Source organism: Pedobacter steynii (genome assembly GCF_900103665.1).
GTDB lineage: Bacteria > Bacteroidota > Bacteroidia > Sphingobacteriales > Sphingobacteriaceae > Pedobacter > Pedobacter steynii.
This window is the reverse complement of the sequence record NZ_FNGY01000003.1, coordinates 279,965-297,067: the sequence shown is the minus strand read 5'-3', so window position 1 is coordinate 297,067 and position 17,103 is coordinate 279,965. Positions and strand designations below refer to the sequence as shown.

18 protein-coding genes and 1 tRNA gene are annotated in these 17,103 nt (G+C 40.1%); 6 read left to right on the top strand and 13 right to left on the bottom strand.

Annotation, left to right across the window (positions count from 1 at the left end; translation table 11 throughout):
• Positions 1 to 25: 25 nt before the first annotated feature.
• The 3 genes from BLQ87_RS09540 to BLQ87_RS09530 form a co-directional block, all read right to left on the bottom strand.
• Positions 26 to 1,534 carry a catalase gene (locus BLQ87_RS09540; RefSeq protein ID WP_074605928.1) on the bottom strand — a complete coding sequence of 503 codons (1,509 nt, stop codon included), beginning with the start codon at positions 1,532 to 1,534 and terminating at the stop codon, positions 26 to 28.
• A 99-nt stretch (positions 1,535 to 1,633) separates the two neighbouring features.
• Positions 1,634 to 1,951, bottom strand: a complete 318-nt coding sequence (locus BLQ87_RS09535) for an Mpo1-like protein (RefSeq protein WP_074605927.1) — start codon at positions 1,949 to 1,951, stop codon at positions 1,634 to 1,636.
• Between the two features lie 50 nt (positions 1,952 to 2,001).
• The gene (locus BLQ87_RS09530) at positions 2,002 to 2,637 is read right to left on the bottom strand and encodes an HAD family hydrolase (RefSeq protein ID WP_074605926.1); all 636 of its coding nucleotides are present in this window, start codon (positions 2,635 to 2,637) and stop codon (positions 2,002 to 2,004) included.
• A gap of 67 nt (positions 2,638 to 2,704) precedes the next feature.
• Between BLQ87_RS09530 and BLQ87_RS09525 the strand changes: the two genes are divergently transcribed.
• A tRNA-Ile gene (locus BLQ87_RS09525) sits at positions 2,705 to 2,778 on the top strand.
• A gap of 50 nt (positions 2,779 to 2,828) precedes the next feature.
• On the opposite strand, the gene BLQ87_RS09520 is transcribed toward BLQ87_RS09525, so the two are convergent.
• From BLQ87_RS09520 to BLQ87_RS09510, 3 genes are all read right to left on the bottom strand, one after another.
• On the bottom strand, positions 2,829 to 3,686 hold the full coding sequence (locus BLQ87_RS09520; RefSeq protein WP_245723828.1) for a HipA domain-containing protein: 858 nt from the start codon (positions 3,684 to 3,686) through the stop codon (positions 2,829 to 2,831).
• Between the two features lie 61 nt (positions 3,687 to 3,747).
• Positions 3,748 to 4,080 (bottom strand): HipA N-terminal domain-containing protein, encoded by a 333-nt coding sequence (locus BLQ87_RS09515; RefSeq protein WP_074605924.1) that lies wholly within the window; start codon positions 4,078 to 4,080, stop codon positions 3,748 to 3,750.
• Positions 4,080 to 4,298, bottom strand: a complete 219-nt coding sequence (locus BLQ87_RS09510; protein ID WP_074605923.1) for a type II toxin-antitoxin system Y4mF family antitoxin — start codon at positions 4,296 to 4,298, stop codon at positions 4,080 to 4,082. Before BLQ87_RS09510 ends, BLQ87_RS09515 begins: the two co-directional genes overlap by 1 nt.
• 190 nt (positions 4,299 to 4,488) lie before the next feature.
• Between BLQ87_RS09510 and BLQ87_RS09505 the strand changes: the two genes are divergently transcribed.
• The 4 genes from BLQ87_RS09505 to BLQ87_RS09490 all read left to right on the top strand — a co-directional run bounded on the left by BLQ87_RS09505 (position 4,489) and on the right by BLQ87_RS09490 (position 7,119).
• Positions 4,489 to 4,908 (top strand): hypothetical protein, encoded by a 420-nt coding sequence (locus BLQ87_RS09505; protein WP_074605922.1) that lies wholly within the window; start codon positions 4,489 to 4,491, stop codon positions 4,906 to 4,908.
• 289 nt (positions 4,909 to 5,197) lie between these two features.
• Complete coding sequence (locus BLQ87_RS09500; RefSeq protein ID WP_074605921.1) at positions 5,198 to 5,986, top strand: hypothetical protein; 789 nt, start codon at positions 5,198 to 5,200, stop codon at positions 5,984 to 5,986.
• Positions 5,987 to 6,342: 356 nt separating this feature from the next.
• Positions 6,343 to 6,816 carry a DinB family protein gene (locus tag BLQ87_RS09495; protein ID WP_074605920.1) on the top strand — a complete coding sequence of 158 codons (474 nt, stop codon included), beginning with the start codon at positions 6,343 to 6,345 and terminating at the stop codon, positions 6,814 to 6,816.
• Positions 6,817 to 6,894: 78 nt separating this feature from the next.
• Positions 6,895 to 7,119, top strand: a complete 225-nt coding sequence (locus BLQ87_RS09490) for a zinc-binding dehydrogenase (RefSeq protein WP_074605919.1) — start codon at positions 6,895 to 6,897, stop codon at positions 7,117 to 7,119.
• 3 nt (positions 7,120 to 7,122) lie between these two features.
• Here BLQ87_RS09490 and BLQ87_RS09485 read toward each other — a convergent pair whose 3' ends face one another.
• From BLQ87_RS09485 to BLQ87_RS09475, 3 genes are all read right to left on the bottom strand, one after another.
• Complete coding sequence (locus BLQ87_RS09485) at positions 7,123 to 7,731, bottom strand: hypothetical protein (RefSeq protein WP_074605918.1); 609 nt, start codon at positions 7,729 to 7,731, stop codon at positions 7,123 to 7,125.
• Between the two features lie 188 nt (positions 7,732 to 7,919).
• A complete protein-coding gene (locus BLQ87_RS09480) occupies positions 7,920 to 9,065 on the bottom strand; it encodes an NAD(P)/FAD-dependent oxidoreductase (protein ID WP_074605917.1) in 1,146 nt (381 codons plus the stop codon).
• A 28-nt stretch (positions 9,066 to 9,093) separates the two neighbouring features.
• A complete protein-coding gene (locus BLQ87_RS09475) occupies positions 9,094 to 12,336 on the bottom strand; it encodes a LodA/GoxA family CTQ-dependent oxidase (RefSeq protein ID WP_172664767.1) in 3,243 nt (1,080 codons plus the stop codon).
• A 354-nt stretch (positions 12,337 to 12,690) separates the two neighbouring features.
• On the opposite strand from BLQ87_RS09475, the gene BLQ87_RS09470 reads away from it, so the two are divergent.
• Positions 12,691 to 13,617 carry a Dyp-type peroxidase gene (locus tag BLQ87_RS09470; protein WP_074605916.1) on the top strand — a complete coding sequence of 309 codons (927 nt, stop codon included), beginning with the start codon at positions 12,691 to 12,693 and terminating at the stop codon, positions 13,615 to 13,617.
• Positions 13,618 to 13,700: 83 nt separating this feature from the next.
• Here the strand turns inward: BLQ87_RS09470 and BLQ87_RS09465 are convergent, their stop codons facing one another.
• The 4 genes from BLQ87_RS09465 to BLQ87_RS09450 all read right to left on the bottom strand — a co-directional run bounded on the left by BLQ87_RS09465 (position 13,701) and on the right by BLQ87_RS09450 (position 17,093).
• Complete coding sequence (locus tag BLQ87_RS09465; RefSeq protein ID WP_074605915.1) at positions 13,701 to 13,892, bottom strand: cold-shock protein; 192 nt, start codon at positions 13,890 to 13,892, stop codon at positions 13,701 to 13,703.
• A 153-nt stretch (positions 13,893 to 14,045) separates the two neighbouring features.
• A complete protein-coding gene (locus tag BLQ87_RS09460; RefSeq protein WP_074605914.1) occupies positions 14,046 to 14,246 on the bottom strand; it encodes a KOW motif-containing protein in 201 nt (66 codons plus the stop codon).
• 104 nt (positions 14,247 to 14,350) lie between these two features.
• Complete coding sequence (locus BLQ87_RS09455; protein WP_074605913.1) at positions 14,351 to 15,697, bottom strand: DUF4302 domain-containing protein; 1,347 nt, start codon at positions 15,695 to 15,697, stop codon at positions 14,351 to 14,353.
• A 16-nt stretch (positions 15,698 to 15,713) separates the two neighbouring features.
• Positions 15,714 to 17,093 (bottom strand): substrate import-associated zinc metallohydrolase lipoprotein, encoded by a 1,380-nt coding sequence (locus tag BLQ87_RS09450; protein WP_074605912.1) that lies wholly within the window; start codon positions 17,091 to 17,093, stop codon positions 15,714 to 15,716.
• Positions 17,094 to 17,103: the final 10 nt, after the last annotated feature.

The following is a 17,103-nucleotide window of genomic DNA, read 5'->3' as shown; positions in this document are numbered from 1 at the left end:
GCCCTCTTTTTTTTGCGAAAAATACTTAGCTGTGTTTGCTAACCATGGCCTGATCTATATCAACACCAAGTCCTTTTGCAATCGCCATTCCCAGTTGAATGTCTGCTCTGAAGAAATGACACAATTGTAAATTGATAATCTGTGCTCTTTTAGGACCATTGATGCCACTCATTGCGCCCACAATATTGTTTACCAGATTGACCTTATCTTCAGAACTCAAAACCTTACGGTAAAGATCACCTGGTTGCGTATAATGATCATTGTCGCCAGGACCTGCATTCCTATCGTACCAATCGGCAACATTTGAATCCAGTTCCCAGGCCGGTTCTTTATAGCTTTCGTCAGGAATGACATCCCCGAAGCTGTTTGGGTAGTAGTTTGGATCGTCGTTTCCATTGTCATCTATACGCATCTGTCCGTCGCGATGGTAATTGTTCACCATGAAGGGGCAGCTGTTTACAGGAATCTGCTCGTAGTTTACACCCAGACGGTAACGATGAGCATCGGCGTAAGATAATATGCGCCCCTGAAGCATCTTATCGGGCGAATAGCCGATTCCATCTATAGTATTGGAAGGTGCAAATGCAGCCTGTTCTACATGGGCGAAATAATTTCTCGGTATCTGGTTTAATTCCAGGACACCTACGTCGATCAAAGGAAATTCTCCGTGAGGCCATACTTTAGTCAGGTCAAAGGGGTTCCATCTGAAGGTTTTAGACTCAGCTTCTGTCATTACCTGGATTTTTACATTCCATTTCGGGAAATCTCCACGGTCAATAGCCTCTACGAGGTCACGCTGTGAATGGTCCATGTCCTGAGTACGCATGGCATCTGCTTCCGGACCGGTAAAGTTTTTTATGCCCTGTTGCGTCTTGAAATGGAATTTTACCCATACCCGCTCATTCTCACTATTGATGAAGGAATAAGTATGACTTCCAAAACCATCCATATGACGGTAAGAAAAAGGAGTGCCACGGTCAGACATCAGAATCACCACCTGGTGTAAGCTTTCCGGATTTAAGGACCAGAAATCCCACATCATCGTTGGGCTTTTCAGGTTTGTCCTTGGATCTCTCTTCTGTGTATGAATAAAATCACTAAACTTCTTAGGGTCTTTTATAAAGAAAATAGGGGTATTGTTTCCCACAAGGTCCCAGTTGCCATCTTCTGTGTAAAATTTAAGGGCAAAACCACGTGGGTCTCTTTCAGAATCGGCACTTCCTTTTTCTCCGCCTACGGTAGAAAACCGTAGAAATGTTTTACAGGTATTGCCAATCTTACCGAAGATCTTAGCTTTTGTATATTGAGTAATATCATGAGTAACAGTGAATGTGCCGTAGGCCCCGGTACCTTTCGCATGGACTACACGTTCTGGAATTCTTTCACGATTAAAATGAGCCATTTTCTCATGAAGAATAAAGTCCTGAAGTAACAATGGGCCTCTGCTTCCTACGGATTGTGTGTTTTCATGTTCAGCATAAGGTCTGCCCGAGGCAGTTGTAAGTTTGCGCTTGTCTGTGTTATTGTTTTCCATAACGAATGATTTAAGTGTTGATGTAAAACTAGGGGTAATAGTCTTCGGGATCAAACACCAAATATCTATATCGATATAGAGCCTTTCTATGTTGAAAAATTATTTCGCTTTAAAGCTTTGATTTCCTGTGAGTAAGTCCCAGAACAAAAGGAAGTCGCTGGTCAGGCTGAAGAGAGGATACTGGAAAGTGGCGGGTTTGTTCTTCTCAAAAAAGAAATGTCCTACCCAGGCAAAACCGTATCCCAGGAATGGCGTTGCTAAAATGAAACGCCATTCATGAAACAGGATTCCTGTAAATACAGAAAGGACAACCAGGCCCGTTCCTATAAAATGTAACACACGACTGGTTAAATTTCTATGCTCTGTTAAATAGAATGGATAGAATTCTTTCAGAGTTTTGAACTTTTTTTCCGTCATCGTATTTGAGTTTTATTTAGGCCTGCAATTTACGATATTTTAACTAAGCCTTATAATATTTGGTGCTCAGTTAATACCTCTTCCAGATATTTAGGGTGTTTGGTCATTAATAAGGTCTGCATCCCAGCTTGTTTTGCGCCAACCAGGTGCTGCGGACTATCATCTATAAATAAGGTTTCTTCAGGGTCGAGTTTGTTTTCAGTAAGCACCTGCTCAAAAATCTCTACATGAGGTTTTCTCAGGAACATCTGCTGGGAATAATAAGCCCTTTCAAACAGACTGCTGTTATCAGGCATATCGAATTCCCTTTTCAGGTAATCTACGATCCAGTTGTAATGAATTTCATTGTTGTTGCTCAGCAAAAATGTACGGTACTTCTCTTTTACTTTTAACAAGACTTCATGCACATTTGCTGGAACTCCAATCAATAAACTGTTCCATGCGGCATCAATTTGCTCGTCTGTGATCTCTTTATTTGAGGATGCTTCCCGGATTCCGGCCCTGAATTCCGCAGGACTAATGGCTGCGGTCTCAAAATTATTGAAAATATCATGATGACTTTTATGCGCGAAAAAATCCTCTATATTTGTGATACCAAGTTGTATTAGAGCTGTTTGAGCCCTTTTAAAGTCTATTTCGAAGATGACGTTACCATAATCGAAAATGATATTTTTTATTTTTTTCATAAAAACTGTTTCCAAAATTCGTTTCAAATATGTAACATTGCACTCGCAAAATCAATAAGATTTTTCAGGGCCATTAGCTCAGCTGGTTAGAGTAGAAGACTCATAATCTTTTGGTCGATGGTTCGAGCCCATCATGGCCCACTGCTTAAAAAGCCGTTTTTCTGAAAAGAAGAACGGCTTTTTTTGTGTCATTATATTAGTCTATTGAGTTTTTCAGTCCAAATATTTTTAAAGTCGGTTTTATATTCATTACTCATAAATGACTGATCTATCAATTTGAACACTTTATCAGGATTTTTAGCGTACTTGTCCAATATCCTTTTAAATATTTTGTCTGAAATCTTTAAGACGCTAGCTAGCATTTCAAAATCTTTCCTACTGAGTTTCTTCTTTTTACCATTCAAGCTAAGCGCAACATCTTCTTGATCTTTTGGATTAATCAAGTTGCTATTGATCAGATCATAAGCTGGAGAAAGAATGATTTGACCTTGTTGGTGGAGTATAGAGAAATTCTTCATATGCATATCATTATTCCCTGACAGGAAAGAAAATATCAACAGCTCGAAATAGTTGACCAAATCCAACCCAGAGTTTGTACAATACTTAGTTATCAGTTTTCCGCAACGTTCGTATGAGCTATTATATTTCTGTTCTGTCTGGAATTCTCCAATTTGACAGAAATCCTCCATATGTATTTTTTGTCCTTTCTCTCTATCAAATCTTTTAGCAATATATACCATCTGGCCATCAGAAGCTTTAAGCAAACAGTGCTGACAGGTATTCAGTTTAAATATTTCTGCCAGGTGCATAGTTAGATCTTCTACTTCTGGCATTTGTTCATAGTGAATATTCTGTGGCTTTAAGATATAATTCCCCCATAGCCCAACAATAGTAAGCCGTTTTTCAGCTCCTTTTACATCTTCAAGTTCAACCGAAAGCTTAGGCTGTACACCAGTTACTGAAATTCTATTGTTAACCGTTGTTTTTGCTAAGTCATTAAGCAGGTTTTTATCTAAAGTCAATACAGGTAGTTCAGTTATTCCAAACATTTTTTTGCAACATTTGGCATGGTATGTTCCTTTATCAACCGATTGATAACAAAATGGACATTTATTCATTTACCTCCTCCTCTCCGATAACCGTTACAGCACCAATAGTATCCCTGCATAGCGTAGCCAATAGTTCAAAACGATCATTACTTTTAAAATTCCAATATTCCTTTGCAATATTTAGAAGCCAGCCCTCTGGGATCAGTCCATCAAAAAAGGGGAACAGAATATTACTGTTATAAGGATAATTAGAAATTGGTAAGGTAAGACTTATCGGCTTAGCTTCCGGTTGTTTAAGGTAGGTACTGTCGTATGAAAACCGATAACCAAAATCGGTTTTTTCAAGATAACCTGCCAGAGTTTTATCATAATATACCTTTGCTCTGTTCATCATTAGTTTTCCTCCTCTTCTACGTGATCAAGGTCAGTAATCCCTACTTGTTTACCAAAAAGAGCTAGCACCTGATTAACTTTATCTAAACGAAGCGTGGTTTTCCCCTGTTCCAATTCACGAACGAAACGAAGACCTACACCAGATTTAAATGCTAATTCCACTTGGGACAGTTTTAAAGCTCTCCTTTTCTCCTTAATAAATGTTACAATTGGCTTCATATTATACCCTTTAGGGTACTAATATAAGGAAAAACACTGAAGTAATACCCGATAGGGTATATTTTAAATGTAAAGCGAATATTTATACCTTATCGGGTATGATTTGAGATGTCCTCAAATGGATGCTTTTCCAAAACGCAACGAAATGCGTTGCATTTTAAATTCATGGTGGAATTAATATATTAGTATAATGAAATATGCTCCAATTAAATTAACCCCTGCATTACTTTTTCTGTCAACAGCAATTCTTTCTTTATTAATTGGCTTTTGGACTAAGAAACAAACAATTGATGTTAATATTTACGACATGTATTATGTTATTGGGCACTTGGGTATTGCTGTTTTGATATGTCTCTTCACAGGATTAACGGGTTTGATTTATCTTGCATTAGAAAGGATAAAAAGACCCGTCAAATTAAAAATGGGATACTGGCATTTTTGGTTTTTTATGGCTGGATTATTGATTTTAGTACCTGCGTTTGGTTTAAAAATATTAACGGACTCACCTTACACAGCACCAATATTTGTGTTAGCTAGCATTCTTCTATTTTTTATAAGCCTGGTTATTTTTGTTATCGGGCTAGCACGAGCATTTTTTTACGCAAAGTAATATGAAAGTTGAGCCATGCTTTTAACCTAAATTTTAACTTGGCACAGCGCATCAGCTGATCATTTATCGAACAAATCAGCGATTAAGCGTAAATCAGATAGGAAATGGTTCGAGAAGCACCCGCTTGGGTCCACAAACCCTCTTTACAAATCGTAAAGAGGGTTTTGTTTTTTAGACATTTTTATAGACACTACAAGTGGTTTAGGTGTGGTTTTTGTTGGAGCGCTTAAAGATATTTAGTTATATTTCATTATCATTGCCCAGCAATGAGTCACTTTAGTTGATCCTTATGAAAACCGTCCTCTTTTTATTTTCTTTTTTTATTTTTTCAGGTGCTGTTTATTCACAAACAATTAAGCTTGACCTTTCTGAGAATGATAAAAAATATGTTTTTATCGTTCAAAAGGAAGGCTTGAATGTACGATTAGATTCAAAAGGTAGGCTGCAAAATAAAAATGTTTCAACTTTTGACAGCATTGGCGATAAACCAGTGAAATATGACGTGAACGGCCGATTGAGTGATATTGACGGTTTAGTAATTGATTATGATATCAATGGCCGTGTTCGTCAAATTGGGGACAAACGAATAGATTATGATCTTAATAACCGAGTTCGCCAAATAGGAGATGATCGAGTTGACTATGATATCAATGACCGTGTTCGTCAAATTGGGGACAAACGAATAGATTATGATCTTAATAACCGAGTTCGCCAAATAGGAGATGATCGAGTTGACTATGATATCAATGACCGTGTTCGTCAAATTGGGAACAAACGAATAGATTATGATCTTAATAACCGAGTTCGCCAAATAGGAGATGATCGAGTTGACTATGATATCAATGACCGTGTTCGTCAAATTGGGGACAAACGAATAGATTATGATCTTAATAACCGAGTTCGTCAAATAGGAGATGATCGAGTTGATTATGATTTAGATGGCCGGATTCGCCAAATAGGAGATAAACGAATTGATTATGACATCAATGGTCAGATTCGCAAAGTAGGCGATTTAGGTGATAACCTCTTACTCCTTTACAAAACAATTCAAAATTTTAACAATAAAAATGCACATTAGTTTTAATATTTGAGCAACTTGTTTCTTTCTTTTGTTGCGCAGCTTAAGACCGTTTTACTGCCTGAGGCTTTGATACACGACTGTTATTTATTGGAACGAATACATAAGTACATATCATAAAACAACCGTTTTTTGATAGAGGACGAAACGGCTAGGTCTTCCATTGGTAGTACTTTAGAGCGGTATGCCTTTAAAACAGCCTTGCTCGGCTTTGTGAAGCGTATCATAAACAATCAGTCAATATAATTTTTGCACATAGATTCCTAAAAGGAGCTAAAGTTTGAACTTTAATGCGAAAAACTTACTTTAGATAATATTGCGGCTTCTTCCGTTATTAAGAACTTAGACCAACTTAAATGATTAATGAACGTTTCGAATGTGAAATTTTAAGAGCTAGCAGGACTAGACTATTGCAATTAATGGAAACGAGTAACTACGAAACATTATTTAAAATTCCAGAAGGTTTCAACAATAATATAATTTGGCAAATTGGTCATTGTATTACTTCTCAACAGAGACATATGTATATGCGTAGCGGATTACCAATGTATATATCTAAAGAATTCATGGAGTCCTTCAAAATTGGATCGTCTCCAGGTTCCTGGAAAATTACTCCAGATGTTAACGAGGTGAAACATTTATTGATTGATACAGTTAACCACCTTGAATCAGATCTGGAATCCAAATTATTTGTCAACTATGAGCCCTTTGAGTTACCCATAGGATTTCAAGTGAAAAATCATGCTCAGGCACTACAAGCCGCTAACTATCACGAAGCGGAGCACAGTGGGAAGATTTTTACGTATTTGAAGCTGCTACTCAAAGAATGAGATTGCTATCGTACACACTGCCACGGTGGTGTTGGTTCGATACTTACCCAATGGATAAAAAGTAAAGGCGCAACGTAATTGCAACTGTTCATAAGGAAGACAAAAAGAACATGCGAAAAAATTAGGGCTGATCTGTTGATCAACACACAGGCGGAAGACATTGCATCTGAAGTGAAAAAGTTTACCAACGGCAAAGGTGTAAATGTAGCGTATGATGAACTTGGAAAAGCGGTAACAGAAGCATCGCTCAAATCATTACGGAATTTTGGCTATTACCGCTTCGGCTCGTTTCCCGAAAAGTAACATTTATGGTTTTACGAATTTGCCCAAATATTTTGAAAAAAAATCATTGGTAGTGCCAAATAAAAAACCTAAATAAAAAATAAAGGAACCGGGAATCATGATATAAGGATGCCAAAAATACAGATACCGCCAACCATAGCCACGGCTTTCATTTATATAGGTATAAACCAATATTCCTGTTGCCAAAGCAAGTAATAGTAGCAGCCCAATCACAGTAAACACTATGGTTTTGGTATTCCATTTCACCACCTGCCCGTCTATCCCAATGGTATTGCCCACTTCAAAGTGGCGTTGATACGGCTTTGAATCCATAAACTCAAACTCGTACGAAGCCGTTCCTTTTCTTTTTTCACCATGCTCCAACAATTGAATAATGCCATTTTTTTTCAAAAGAAGATTGATCAAAAATCGCTTGATGTAATAAATAAATACGATGAACCAAAGTGCTGTGCCAAGGCCAAACAAAACGAATGCTTCGCTGGCAGATGTATTAATCATCTGATAATCGCTTTGATGATGATTTCCTGCGTAATGGAGAATGAGTGGTAGTCCAATCGCAAAAAATAACAAAAAGATGATTCGAAATATAGTAAAACCATTCCAAAATTTCATAGAAACCAGTTTTTTAGAGATTAAAATAACGCTTCACGATACTTTGTTAAAGATAGGTAATATTTTATTCGCAGAGATGTGTCATTTTATATCGATGAGTCGGGAAAAGAGCAAAAAGGCAACAACAGGATAAGGGTAATAATCTTGAAGTAATTTTTAAGCATAGGGGATAATTACAATGCTGGTTTTTAATGTCTCCTTTTCCAAAATGGAGCGTCCTTCCAACGCATTTCTTCGCGGTAATACATTCTTTTATGTTGGGTGTAATATGCCCAGATCCGATCGAGCTGATCCGTATAACCCGTTTGGATTTCTTTCAGGCTTTCAGGTTTCAGGATCCCCGTTGGATCGGATTTTATCATCAATTCTGTTAATTGGACCGCATTCGCCATTGCATTAAACATTCCTTGTGAGGATAAGGGATCAAAACTCATCGCAGCATCGCCAAGCGCCACCCACTGTTGACCGGCAACCTGGTTAAGGCGTGTGGAATTGGCAGCTACGGTTTGATGAAAACCAAATTCACTACAATCTCCGGGAATAACATTCGCCATTTCCCGATTGCTTTGTGCTAATTTGAAAAACTGATTAACATCTTTTAGGACATTCCGATCTATCAGGTCCGGGTCAGTTTGCAAGGCCAGAATTCTTTTGTTCTGGGGTAAAGGCGAGCTGTACCACCATCCGATTTCAGTCGCCGATATGGTACTCATTTTATTCGCTTCCTGATTGGGAAGCATGAGCCAGCAGCTTATTAATTTATCGTATTGCTGGCGTCCGATACCAATTTTTCTTGCGAACTGCGATTGTCTGCCACTTGCATCGATTACAAATTTCGCCTTGAAGTGATAAGGCGTATCATTTGATGCCTTATCCTTTGCCACAGCAGTGATAGACCATCGATGATTTTCAAAATGAGCGCTTTGTAATTTGGCGGGCCAAAAGCAATTGACACCCCGTTTCAACGCAGCCTCCCGTAAATAAATTTCAAATGCCTGGCGATCCAGGTGCCAGCCAAATCCATCAGGATTGCGCAAAAGATCCACAATATGGGCTTGTTCGTTACCCCAATAGGATTGTGTGCCAATATGTTTGAGGTGCTTACTTTGGTTGCCGGATAGGAGGGGGCTGTCTAAGCCATCCAGCAAATCAAGCTGCTTTAGAATACGTCGTGTTGCCGGAGGCAGACATTCGCCAATCCGTTTGGGAGGGTTGTCTGTCTGATCGATCAAGACTACGTTATACGATCCGGCGAGAGCGATGGCGGCGGTACAACCCGCCACGCCACCGCCGATAATCGCGATATCTACTTCTTTATTTGTTTCTACTTTCATCAGGAAAATACGGCCTTTTAATCCATTTTTATTTAGGAATAAATCGGGAGAAACGATTGCTTTTCTCGCTGATACCAGTACTTGTTCCTGTCTGAGATTTTACCATCAGTGGTCTAACCGATTTAGGCGCTTTGGACGACAATAAAGTCAGTAGTTTTTGAACACTCGGACTAGATTTGAAATCTTCGTTCAATTCCTCTTTAACCAGTTGGATCAGGTTGGCTTTTGCACCTTCTATTAGATTCTGCTCTGTGAGCAATTGTTTATGTGATAAGTCGGTAATGGCTGTAGCCAAAAGATGCTGAGCACTTCCTTTCGCGGCTTTCTGACGGTTTAAAATACTTTCCAGTTCTTTTACCGCTTCGGCTAATAAGGCAGCTTCCTGTTCTGCATTTGGCGTGATTCCAACCTGCATTTTCGGCGGAAAGTTTGGGTCATTTGGTACGCCAGGCCGGGATTGAACCACCGCAAGTTTATCAAAATACTTTACCATACTGTTAATCTGGTTGGTGTAATTTGGATCCTCGCCATCAAGTGGCAGATCGTCCAGCCAGTCTTTACGGTAGGCAAAGGCTTGTTTGCGTGTTTCTTCCGATAGCAGTGGATCTATAGACGCATTGTACTGCTCTTCAGTTAAGATATTATTGGGAACCCTGGCCGGCCAAAAGGTTGGCAGATACGGATCGTAGGCCGATGTATAGCCGTCACGGCAACTCGCGGTATCGGTTTGCCAGGGGATAGCCATCCATCTCGTAATACCACCGGCTACCTGTCCACCAAGTAAAGGGCCTTTTGCTAAAGTGAATACATCGCTATTCATCACCGGGCCATAGTAAGAAGAGTTTACCGGCGGTGTTTTTGGTGCATGTTTAAGTCGGAAGGCAGACATATACATACCGGCAGTTCGCATTGGCCAGGTCATCTCACAACCTGGATGAAAGGCATCTGCCAGGCAAAACTCCATCGCCGCTCTGGTCAGCATATCCGGTTGGTCTTTAACATCCAGCTGATCTATGGTAGTCGGCTCTGGGATATGCGGACAACCGGTCATATCCACATAATCTGCATCAAAATCACCTTTCACCCATTGGTCAATAAAAGACAATTGTAATTGTGAAAGCGTAGAATGCTGGCGCACAGAACCTAAAGTAGGGATACTAATGGCATCACCATACATCCATGGCCATAATTGCGGCGCTTCCGCACCCGAGACCTCATAGCGACGGAAATTATTCGAAATCGTACGTCGCATTTCCATATTTGCAGAAGAAGGATCATTCAGCTTTACCATCCATTTAGCGGTGGTATAATCAAACTGACCACCCCAGCCAAATGCGGCTCCAAAGCCTGCATTCACCCATTGCAGGTTCGTCATGCGCTGGAAAATGGGCAGGATGTCCTGAGTAAAAGAAGGCCTTTTCGGACGGACCAGCATTCCTGCGTCAATGGCTACGTCTCTCATTAGATCCCACATGGTACGAACCGATTTCTGCATCGGAGCATAATCCGGTGGCCCACAAATTACCCATGCAGGTGCCACTTTAAGTTTAACCCCAAGGTATTCCACATCTGCAGTAACGGGACCGTCAGAAATATCATCATACCAACCTTCGTTGTTCGCGAAGGTAATGGCAATATCTCCGTCTATATTTTTGGATACACCATGTCCTCCGAGCATGATTAACCTTCCTTTGTCGTCAGTACGCATTTCACCAAGGTAAACCGTCTCCGTCAGGAATTTCCCGATAAAAGGATGGCCCTCCTCCACGTTGGGCGCGTTTACGGATTGATGTCCGCCATCTATGATCAGTGAATTCCGGTCAGCCACGTTGATGTTACGCAACATCGAAGCCGGTGCTCCAACAGCGTCCGGAATATCCAGGGCCATTTGAAACTGATACCAGGATGACTTTTGATTGGCTAAATGTGAATGCCAGACAATACTCGAATTTTCGGCAGTCAGCTCTTTAATTGCTTTTCCGGCGGCATTAAATCCGTAAATTCTGAATTGGGCAGCTTGCCGTTTCAGGGCTCCGGTTTTATCCCGGTAGGCATAGTCATCGGTTAAGGCTACCGGTTCGGAAACCAGTGGGCCAATAAAATATCCATCCTCACTATTTCCGACACGCATTACTCCGATTGGGGGATAGATCCCGGCGGTAACAATACATTCGCTGTCTTCGTCTGTATCTCCTTCAAAAGGAGGATTAATGTGCTCAGGTTCATCTGATTGCTGGCCATTGGCCTGATGACGGGCTTCTGCACTTGCTGCGTAGACGTCTTTTCTCGCTTCAGCAATGGATCCCAGCGGCTCATGTTGTGCTAAGGTTCTCCAGATGTTAAAAGCCAGAATACTTCCAAATTCAGACTGGCCAATTGCGTGAATGTCCTGCTGAGGGAATTCTAATTCAGCAATACAAACATAAGGGCTCTCTTCCGTGCTCCAAACCACCTGTGCATCATTAAGGGGCATGGTCGCATCATTGGTACGGACTTGTATCTCAAAGCGGAATTTTGCAGCCTTATTGCGCAGGCGTTGTTGTAAATCAAGTGCGAGATAATTTTTATCATTAAAAACAGCACCATGATCGGTTTCCTCCGGTACTAAACGATACTTAACAATGTTTGTATCGCCTAATTTAAAAGGGAGTATTGCCCAATAACCGGCACTCAGACAACTCGCTTCAACTTTTGTCATGGCGGCAAGAATCTCAGCCAGCTCCGGGTGTTTATTGATATAAGAGTCGTAGTCACGATCTACAACACCAGCGGTAGTGAAACTGCACATCTGTTGTGCATCACGTGCAAAAAAGCGGTCTATGTTTTGAAAGATGAAATCCGCATTATTGCTGTCGCCCAATAACTTAGGGCCCTCAACGCCAAATAGTTTCAATCCCAGTCCCAGTGTAGTGTGCAGGTCTGGTGAACGTGGGTCAGTGTCACTGGAAAAGCGCACGGCACATTCGTAAGTATCGCCGGCAAAAATTCCCACTTTAAATTCGGGGTTGATGTCTTTTTTTACGCGGAAAGTACCATAGGCGATGCCATGTTGTTTCCTGAAAACGGCTCGTTCAGCAGGCATCTGCCCTTTTTCGATCCTTGACTTTTGTCCCATTTCGACAAACATCTCTTTGAGCCGTTCTGTGACAATTTTTGTGGTTCCTTCGCTATCCCAGCATGCTACATTGTTTGCTGTAGCTTCGCCTTTATTTGTAGCTGAAGATTCAGTGTGCGGTGTTGCACCCGATTTTTTTTTCGATTTTTCAGTCATGGTGTTATTTTCGTTTAGATGATTAAAATGAGAAAGAGGCTATTACAAATTTTGAATATTGCATTAACTCTGCTTACGAAAAAAATGACTGATTATTTGGAATTGAACTAGAGGAAGTACATCATTTAAAAGATTCATAATGGAGAGGTTAATTTAAAGCAATAGGGTTTGATAGATTAAAGCTATAGAAAATAGCTTAATAATTAAAGTATTTATGAAAATTCATTATTTCTGATACAACGTAGGTAAAACATAGCTTTTTGTATCGGCTGATTCGGTAAATAGAAGTTTTGACCGAAAGCTCAAATTTTTTATATATTTATCGGCTACACAAATCTACGAATAAACGATTTTATGAATCCGGAATCACAGCAAACATTAGCCGATACGAATAGCAATACCATCTTCATGGTTTGGAATTTTAAAGAGAATTTAGAGGTTAAAGATATCTTTAACAGGCTTTGTAAACTGGTGATCAACCTTAACAATTCTGCCGCGATTCGCTTCCCGGTTTCCAGAGCCAGTTGTGTAATGGGGATCGGCTATGACGCATGGCTGCGGCTTGACCTCCCGGTTCCACTCCCTAAAGAGTTGCTGGATTTTATTCCGGTTGCCGGTGAAAAACATACCGCAGTTTCTTCCAAAGGAGACTTGCATTTTCATATCAGAGCGGATAGCCAGAGCATATGTTATGATATGGCAGCTGAAATATCAGATCTCTTAAACAAGGTAGCAGTCAGCGTAGAAGAAATCAAGGGGTTCAGATATTGGGATGGCCGTTCCATTTTAGGTTTCGTTGATGGTACCGAGAATCCACATGGACAGGAGCGGGAATTCTTTGGTGTTGTTGGTGATGACGATCCTGATTATAAAGGAGGAAGTTACCTTTTTGTTCAAAAATATATTCATGACTTAACCGCCTGGAAAGAATTATCTGTTCAGGATCAGGAAAAAGTAATTGGCAGATCCAAACCAAATGATATCGAAATGGCTGATGAGGTAAAGCCCGCCAATTCCCATATCGCCTTAGCTAATGTGGGCGACGATCTTAAAATTGTTCGTGATAATATGCCTTTTGGAAGTATGTCTAAGAATGAAATGGGGACTTACTTTATTGCCTATGCAAGCAAATTCAGTACCGTGCAAAAAATGTTAAATAATATGTTTATTGGTTCTCCTATAGGTAATTACGATAGGATACTCGATTTCAGTAGCCCCAAAACAGGCAGTTTGTTTTTCGTTCCAACAGTTGACATGATGGATGAGTTCTCTTCCAATTAAGCAAAAAGATGGATCGCATGACAAATGCCTTGAAACAAAAAAAGCACCTCTTTTGGAGATGCTTTAGGTAAATCATCAATCAATTAGATGACTTTAACATTTGTTGCGTTCAGGCCTTTTTTGCCATTCTCAACATCATAAGTTACGGTGTCGTTCTCCCTGATAGGACCTGTTAGTCCAGTCACATGAACAAAGATTTCTGCATCTCCGTTGGCAGGTACGATAAAGCCAAATCCTTTTGACTCATTAAAAAATTTTACTGTTCCTTCTTGCATTGTATTTAAACTATTAATGATAAATTGTATTGGCTTCCCAAATTGGTTACTCAATGGAAAACAAAACACTGTAAAATAGGGATTGTTTAAAAGAATTCTAAGTTTTTTTTGCAAAATTTTTAAAAACAGCTTTTTTTCCTTGTAAAAGGAGGTTTATTCTTCCTCATTTGTAACCACCACATTTTTTCCAAGTGTTTTGAACCGAACGGAGTTTTTTTGTTCAACTGTAATTGTAATGTGGCCTGTCTTACTGGTGTTTACATTGCTAACTCTGCCTGATTTACCCTTATGTGTTCCTCCAATAACAAGACATTGATCTCCATCCTTTAAATTTTGAACAGTTTTGTTTTCCATATCAGGTGTCTTTTTAAAAAGTAAATGCCTAAATAACCATTTGTTCAACAAATTAAGCTATTTAGGCATTTATTGGTCATTTTATTTTTTCAGGGATATGGATTTTATTGCAGCATAAAGGTCATCACGATAGTGGGATCTTCGACGCTTGCCATTTTTCCATAAACAACGCCGTTATCTATATAATAATCAAAAGTTACATGATTGGCGAGTATAAAGTCATGCAACTTCAGGATAATTTTGCCTGCATATCCTTCTGAAGGCGGAGATAGAAGCGTAAATTTGTACACGCCTTTATCATCTGTTGTATAGCTATAGCTTGATGACGTAACCCAGGTACTGGCTCCTCCACTCTGACTGGTATGGGCGTTAATCGTTAATCTTTTGTTAACCACACTCCAAACAAAGTTGATGCGGCCGTAATTGAAACTATAAGGATTAAGTGGATTAGGTTGTAAGTTATTGTGGAAATAGTTCAATATCACCGCGCCGCTGGCAGAAGTGCCCGGATATATCGTTTTAAACTCGGAAAGCATGCCACTATATTTGGTACCCCAGAGTTGACTCAGCGGGATTAATGGTACTATTGAATTTTTAACAATATATTCCTTTCCTGCAGCGTCGTACATCGCTAAAGTTGTGGCATCCTTCCAGTTCAGCCTGACAAACGTTATACCCTGAAAAACAAGCCCGTTATTCAGGATGGACAGGCCATCAAGTGTAAAATTAAACTTCTCTGAGGCGGAGCTGATTTTTCCATCTGCCCCGGGACCGGTAAAATCGATTCTTTTCCCGATATCAAGGTTGTTGGTCGTATTAGGCGTGATCCCAATCTTTCTGGCTTCCGCACCGGAACCCAGTTCTATATAAGGGTTTTGATTGGTGATGAAGAAATTTTTAAATTTATCAATGGCTGTTTTATAGCCGCCCGCTTCATAAACCGCTTTTTGCGCGGCCGTAGCTTTGACGAGTTTAAAGGGTTGCCGAAACTTCTTCCCTATAAAGATGATGCTATCGGCTGTAGCGTGATCGTAAATGAATTCTATGTCACTGCTAAACCCGATCTTACTTTCTCCTCCAAGTACACCATCATCAGGATCGTTCAGCATAGAGATGTAATTATAGGTGTCAAAGATTAAATCTGTGCCCATGTCCTGCTTCACTCTGAAATAAGATTTTCCAGCTTCTGCAGCACTTTTATCGGTTAAATCCCCGTACATAATCACATTCTGGTCCTTATCAAAACTGATGTAAAAGCCATAACCTCCACCTTTAGCCGTTGGCAAAGATCCGATCCAGCCATCTTTGGCGGATGTTAACGAATTTAAAACCAGGGCAATCTGTTCTCCTGCTCTTTCCTGCGGCAACTTATCAAATTTTGCAACGTATGATGTTTTTTTGCAACTGATCAATACAGATAAGAGTGCAATAAAAAATAATATTCTTTTCATTTTGTCTTAAGTTAATTTAATAAGCCAGCGGTCCATAGAAATAGCTTGATGGGCTACCCTTAACATAAAAACCACCATATTTCATGTAATTGTCGGCATCAACGGTTACCGGAAGCCAATCGGCAACAAACACCTGGTTACCGAGGTAATCCAGCAATGGCTGCACAGATGTCCGTAGTAAATTGGCATTGTTTACCCAATTATTGTCTGTTCCCCCGGGTGTGCCCGTTGTAAATTTGACTTCTCCTGTACTCTGATTGATCGCCATGTTATAGGCATAGTTGGCAAGAAAAGTATTCGCTCCCTGACTAAAACTCACCTCCACATTCATTGTTGTTGCTGAAGTAAAATTGAATTTTAAAAAATTGAAAGTGAATCCATATCCGGCCATGCCATTTATACCTGTTTTCACGTTTTTATACACCTGACCAAAAGCATCTGAGCCTCCATATTTGGTATAGGATGCTGACTCATGGTTGACCACCATGGAAGTATATATTTTTCTATTGAGCCAGTAAGAAAACTTCGATTCATTTAAACTCAGTGTATTACGCATATAGTTCTGTACCTCTCTCTGCAATTCCTTGAAACTTATTCCCAGCGTGTTATAATAATTGATCACATTTTGCTCTTTTTGGATCAGCCTGTTTTTTCCTGCTGCTGATGAGGTGTTGGCCCAGTTGTCGTACCATGCCTGTCCGTTAATTAAGGCCCAGCTGATGGTTTCCGCATAGTCTTCGGTATAGACGCCACTGGCATAGCTGGTTACAAAACCATTTTGATGGGCGGTTTCTTGCGGGGTATCTTTATAGGGTTGCTTATAAAAACCTTTGGAGATACTTTCAAAATCTGTAGGGATAGGAATGATCTGATTCAGGATATGACCAAATTCATGGTGCATGATTCTTTGTCTGTCCCAGAAATAAAACGCACCTTCAGGAAGTGGGGCGTAATCATTTAATCCATATAGGGTAATCCTCCTGCCGGCAGCGGCAGTTCCTGCCACACCCGGATCGTTGCCATCAGCATAAGAGTAAGAACCAAATAAAACAAACTCTTTTGGAATGTACTTTTTAGAGAAGGTTTCACCAGCCACTTTTCTGTATGGCGCAATGAAGCCATTCAGGACTTCCTGCATGGTCGGCTGGATATCTCCCAGTCTGTTGGGGGTAACATTTGCTGTATTTCCATGGTAGTACCTGTTGTAACGGTATACCACATCTATGTTATAGGCATCCAGAAAATTCGTTTTCAACCATTGGTCTAACGCGGTATTGGTTTCGGGATGATCAGCGTTAAATGTACTGTAATCTACATTCAGGTTTTCAGCTTTGCGACAGGCCGTTATCGAGGTAACTAAAGCCGCAAATATTAAAAATTTATATATAGGTCTCATAATATTAATT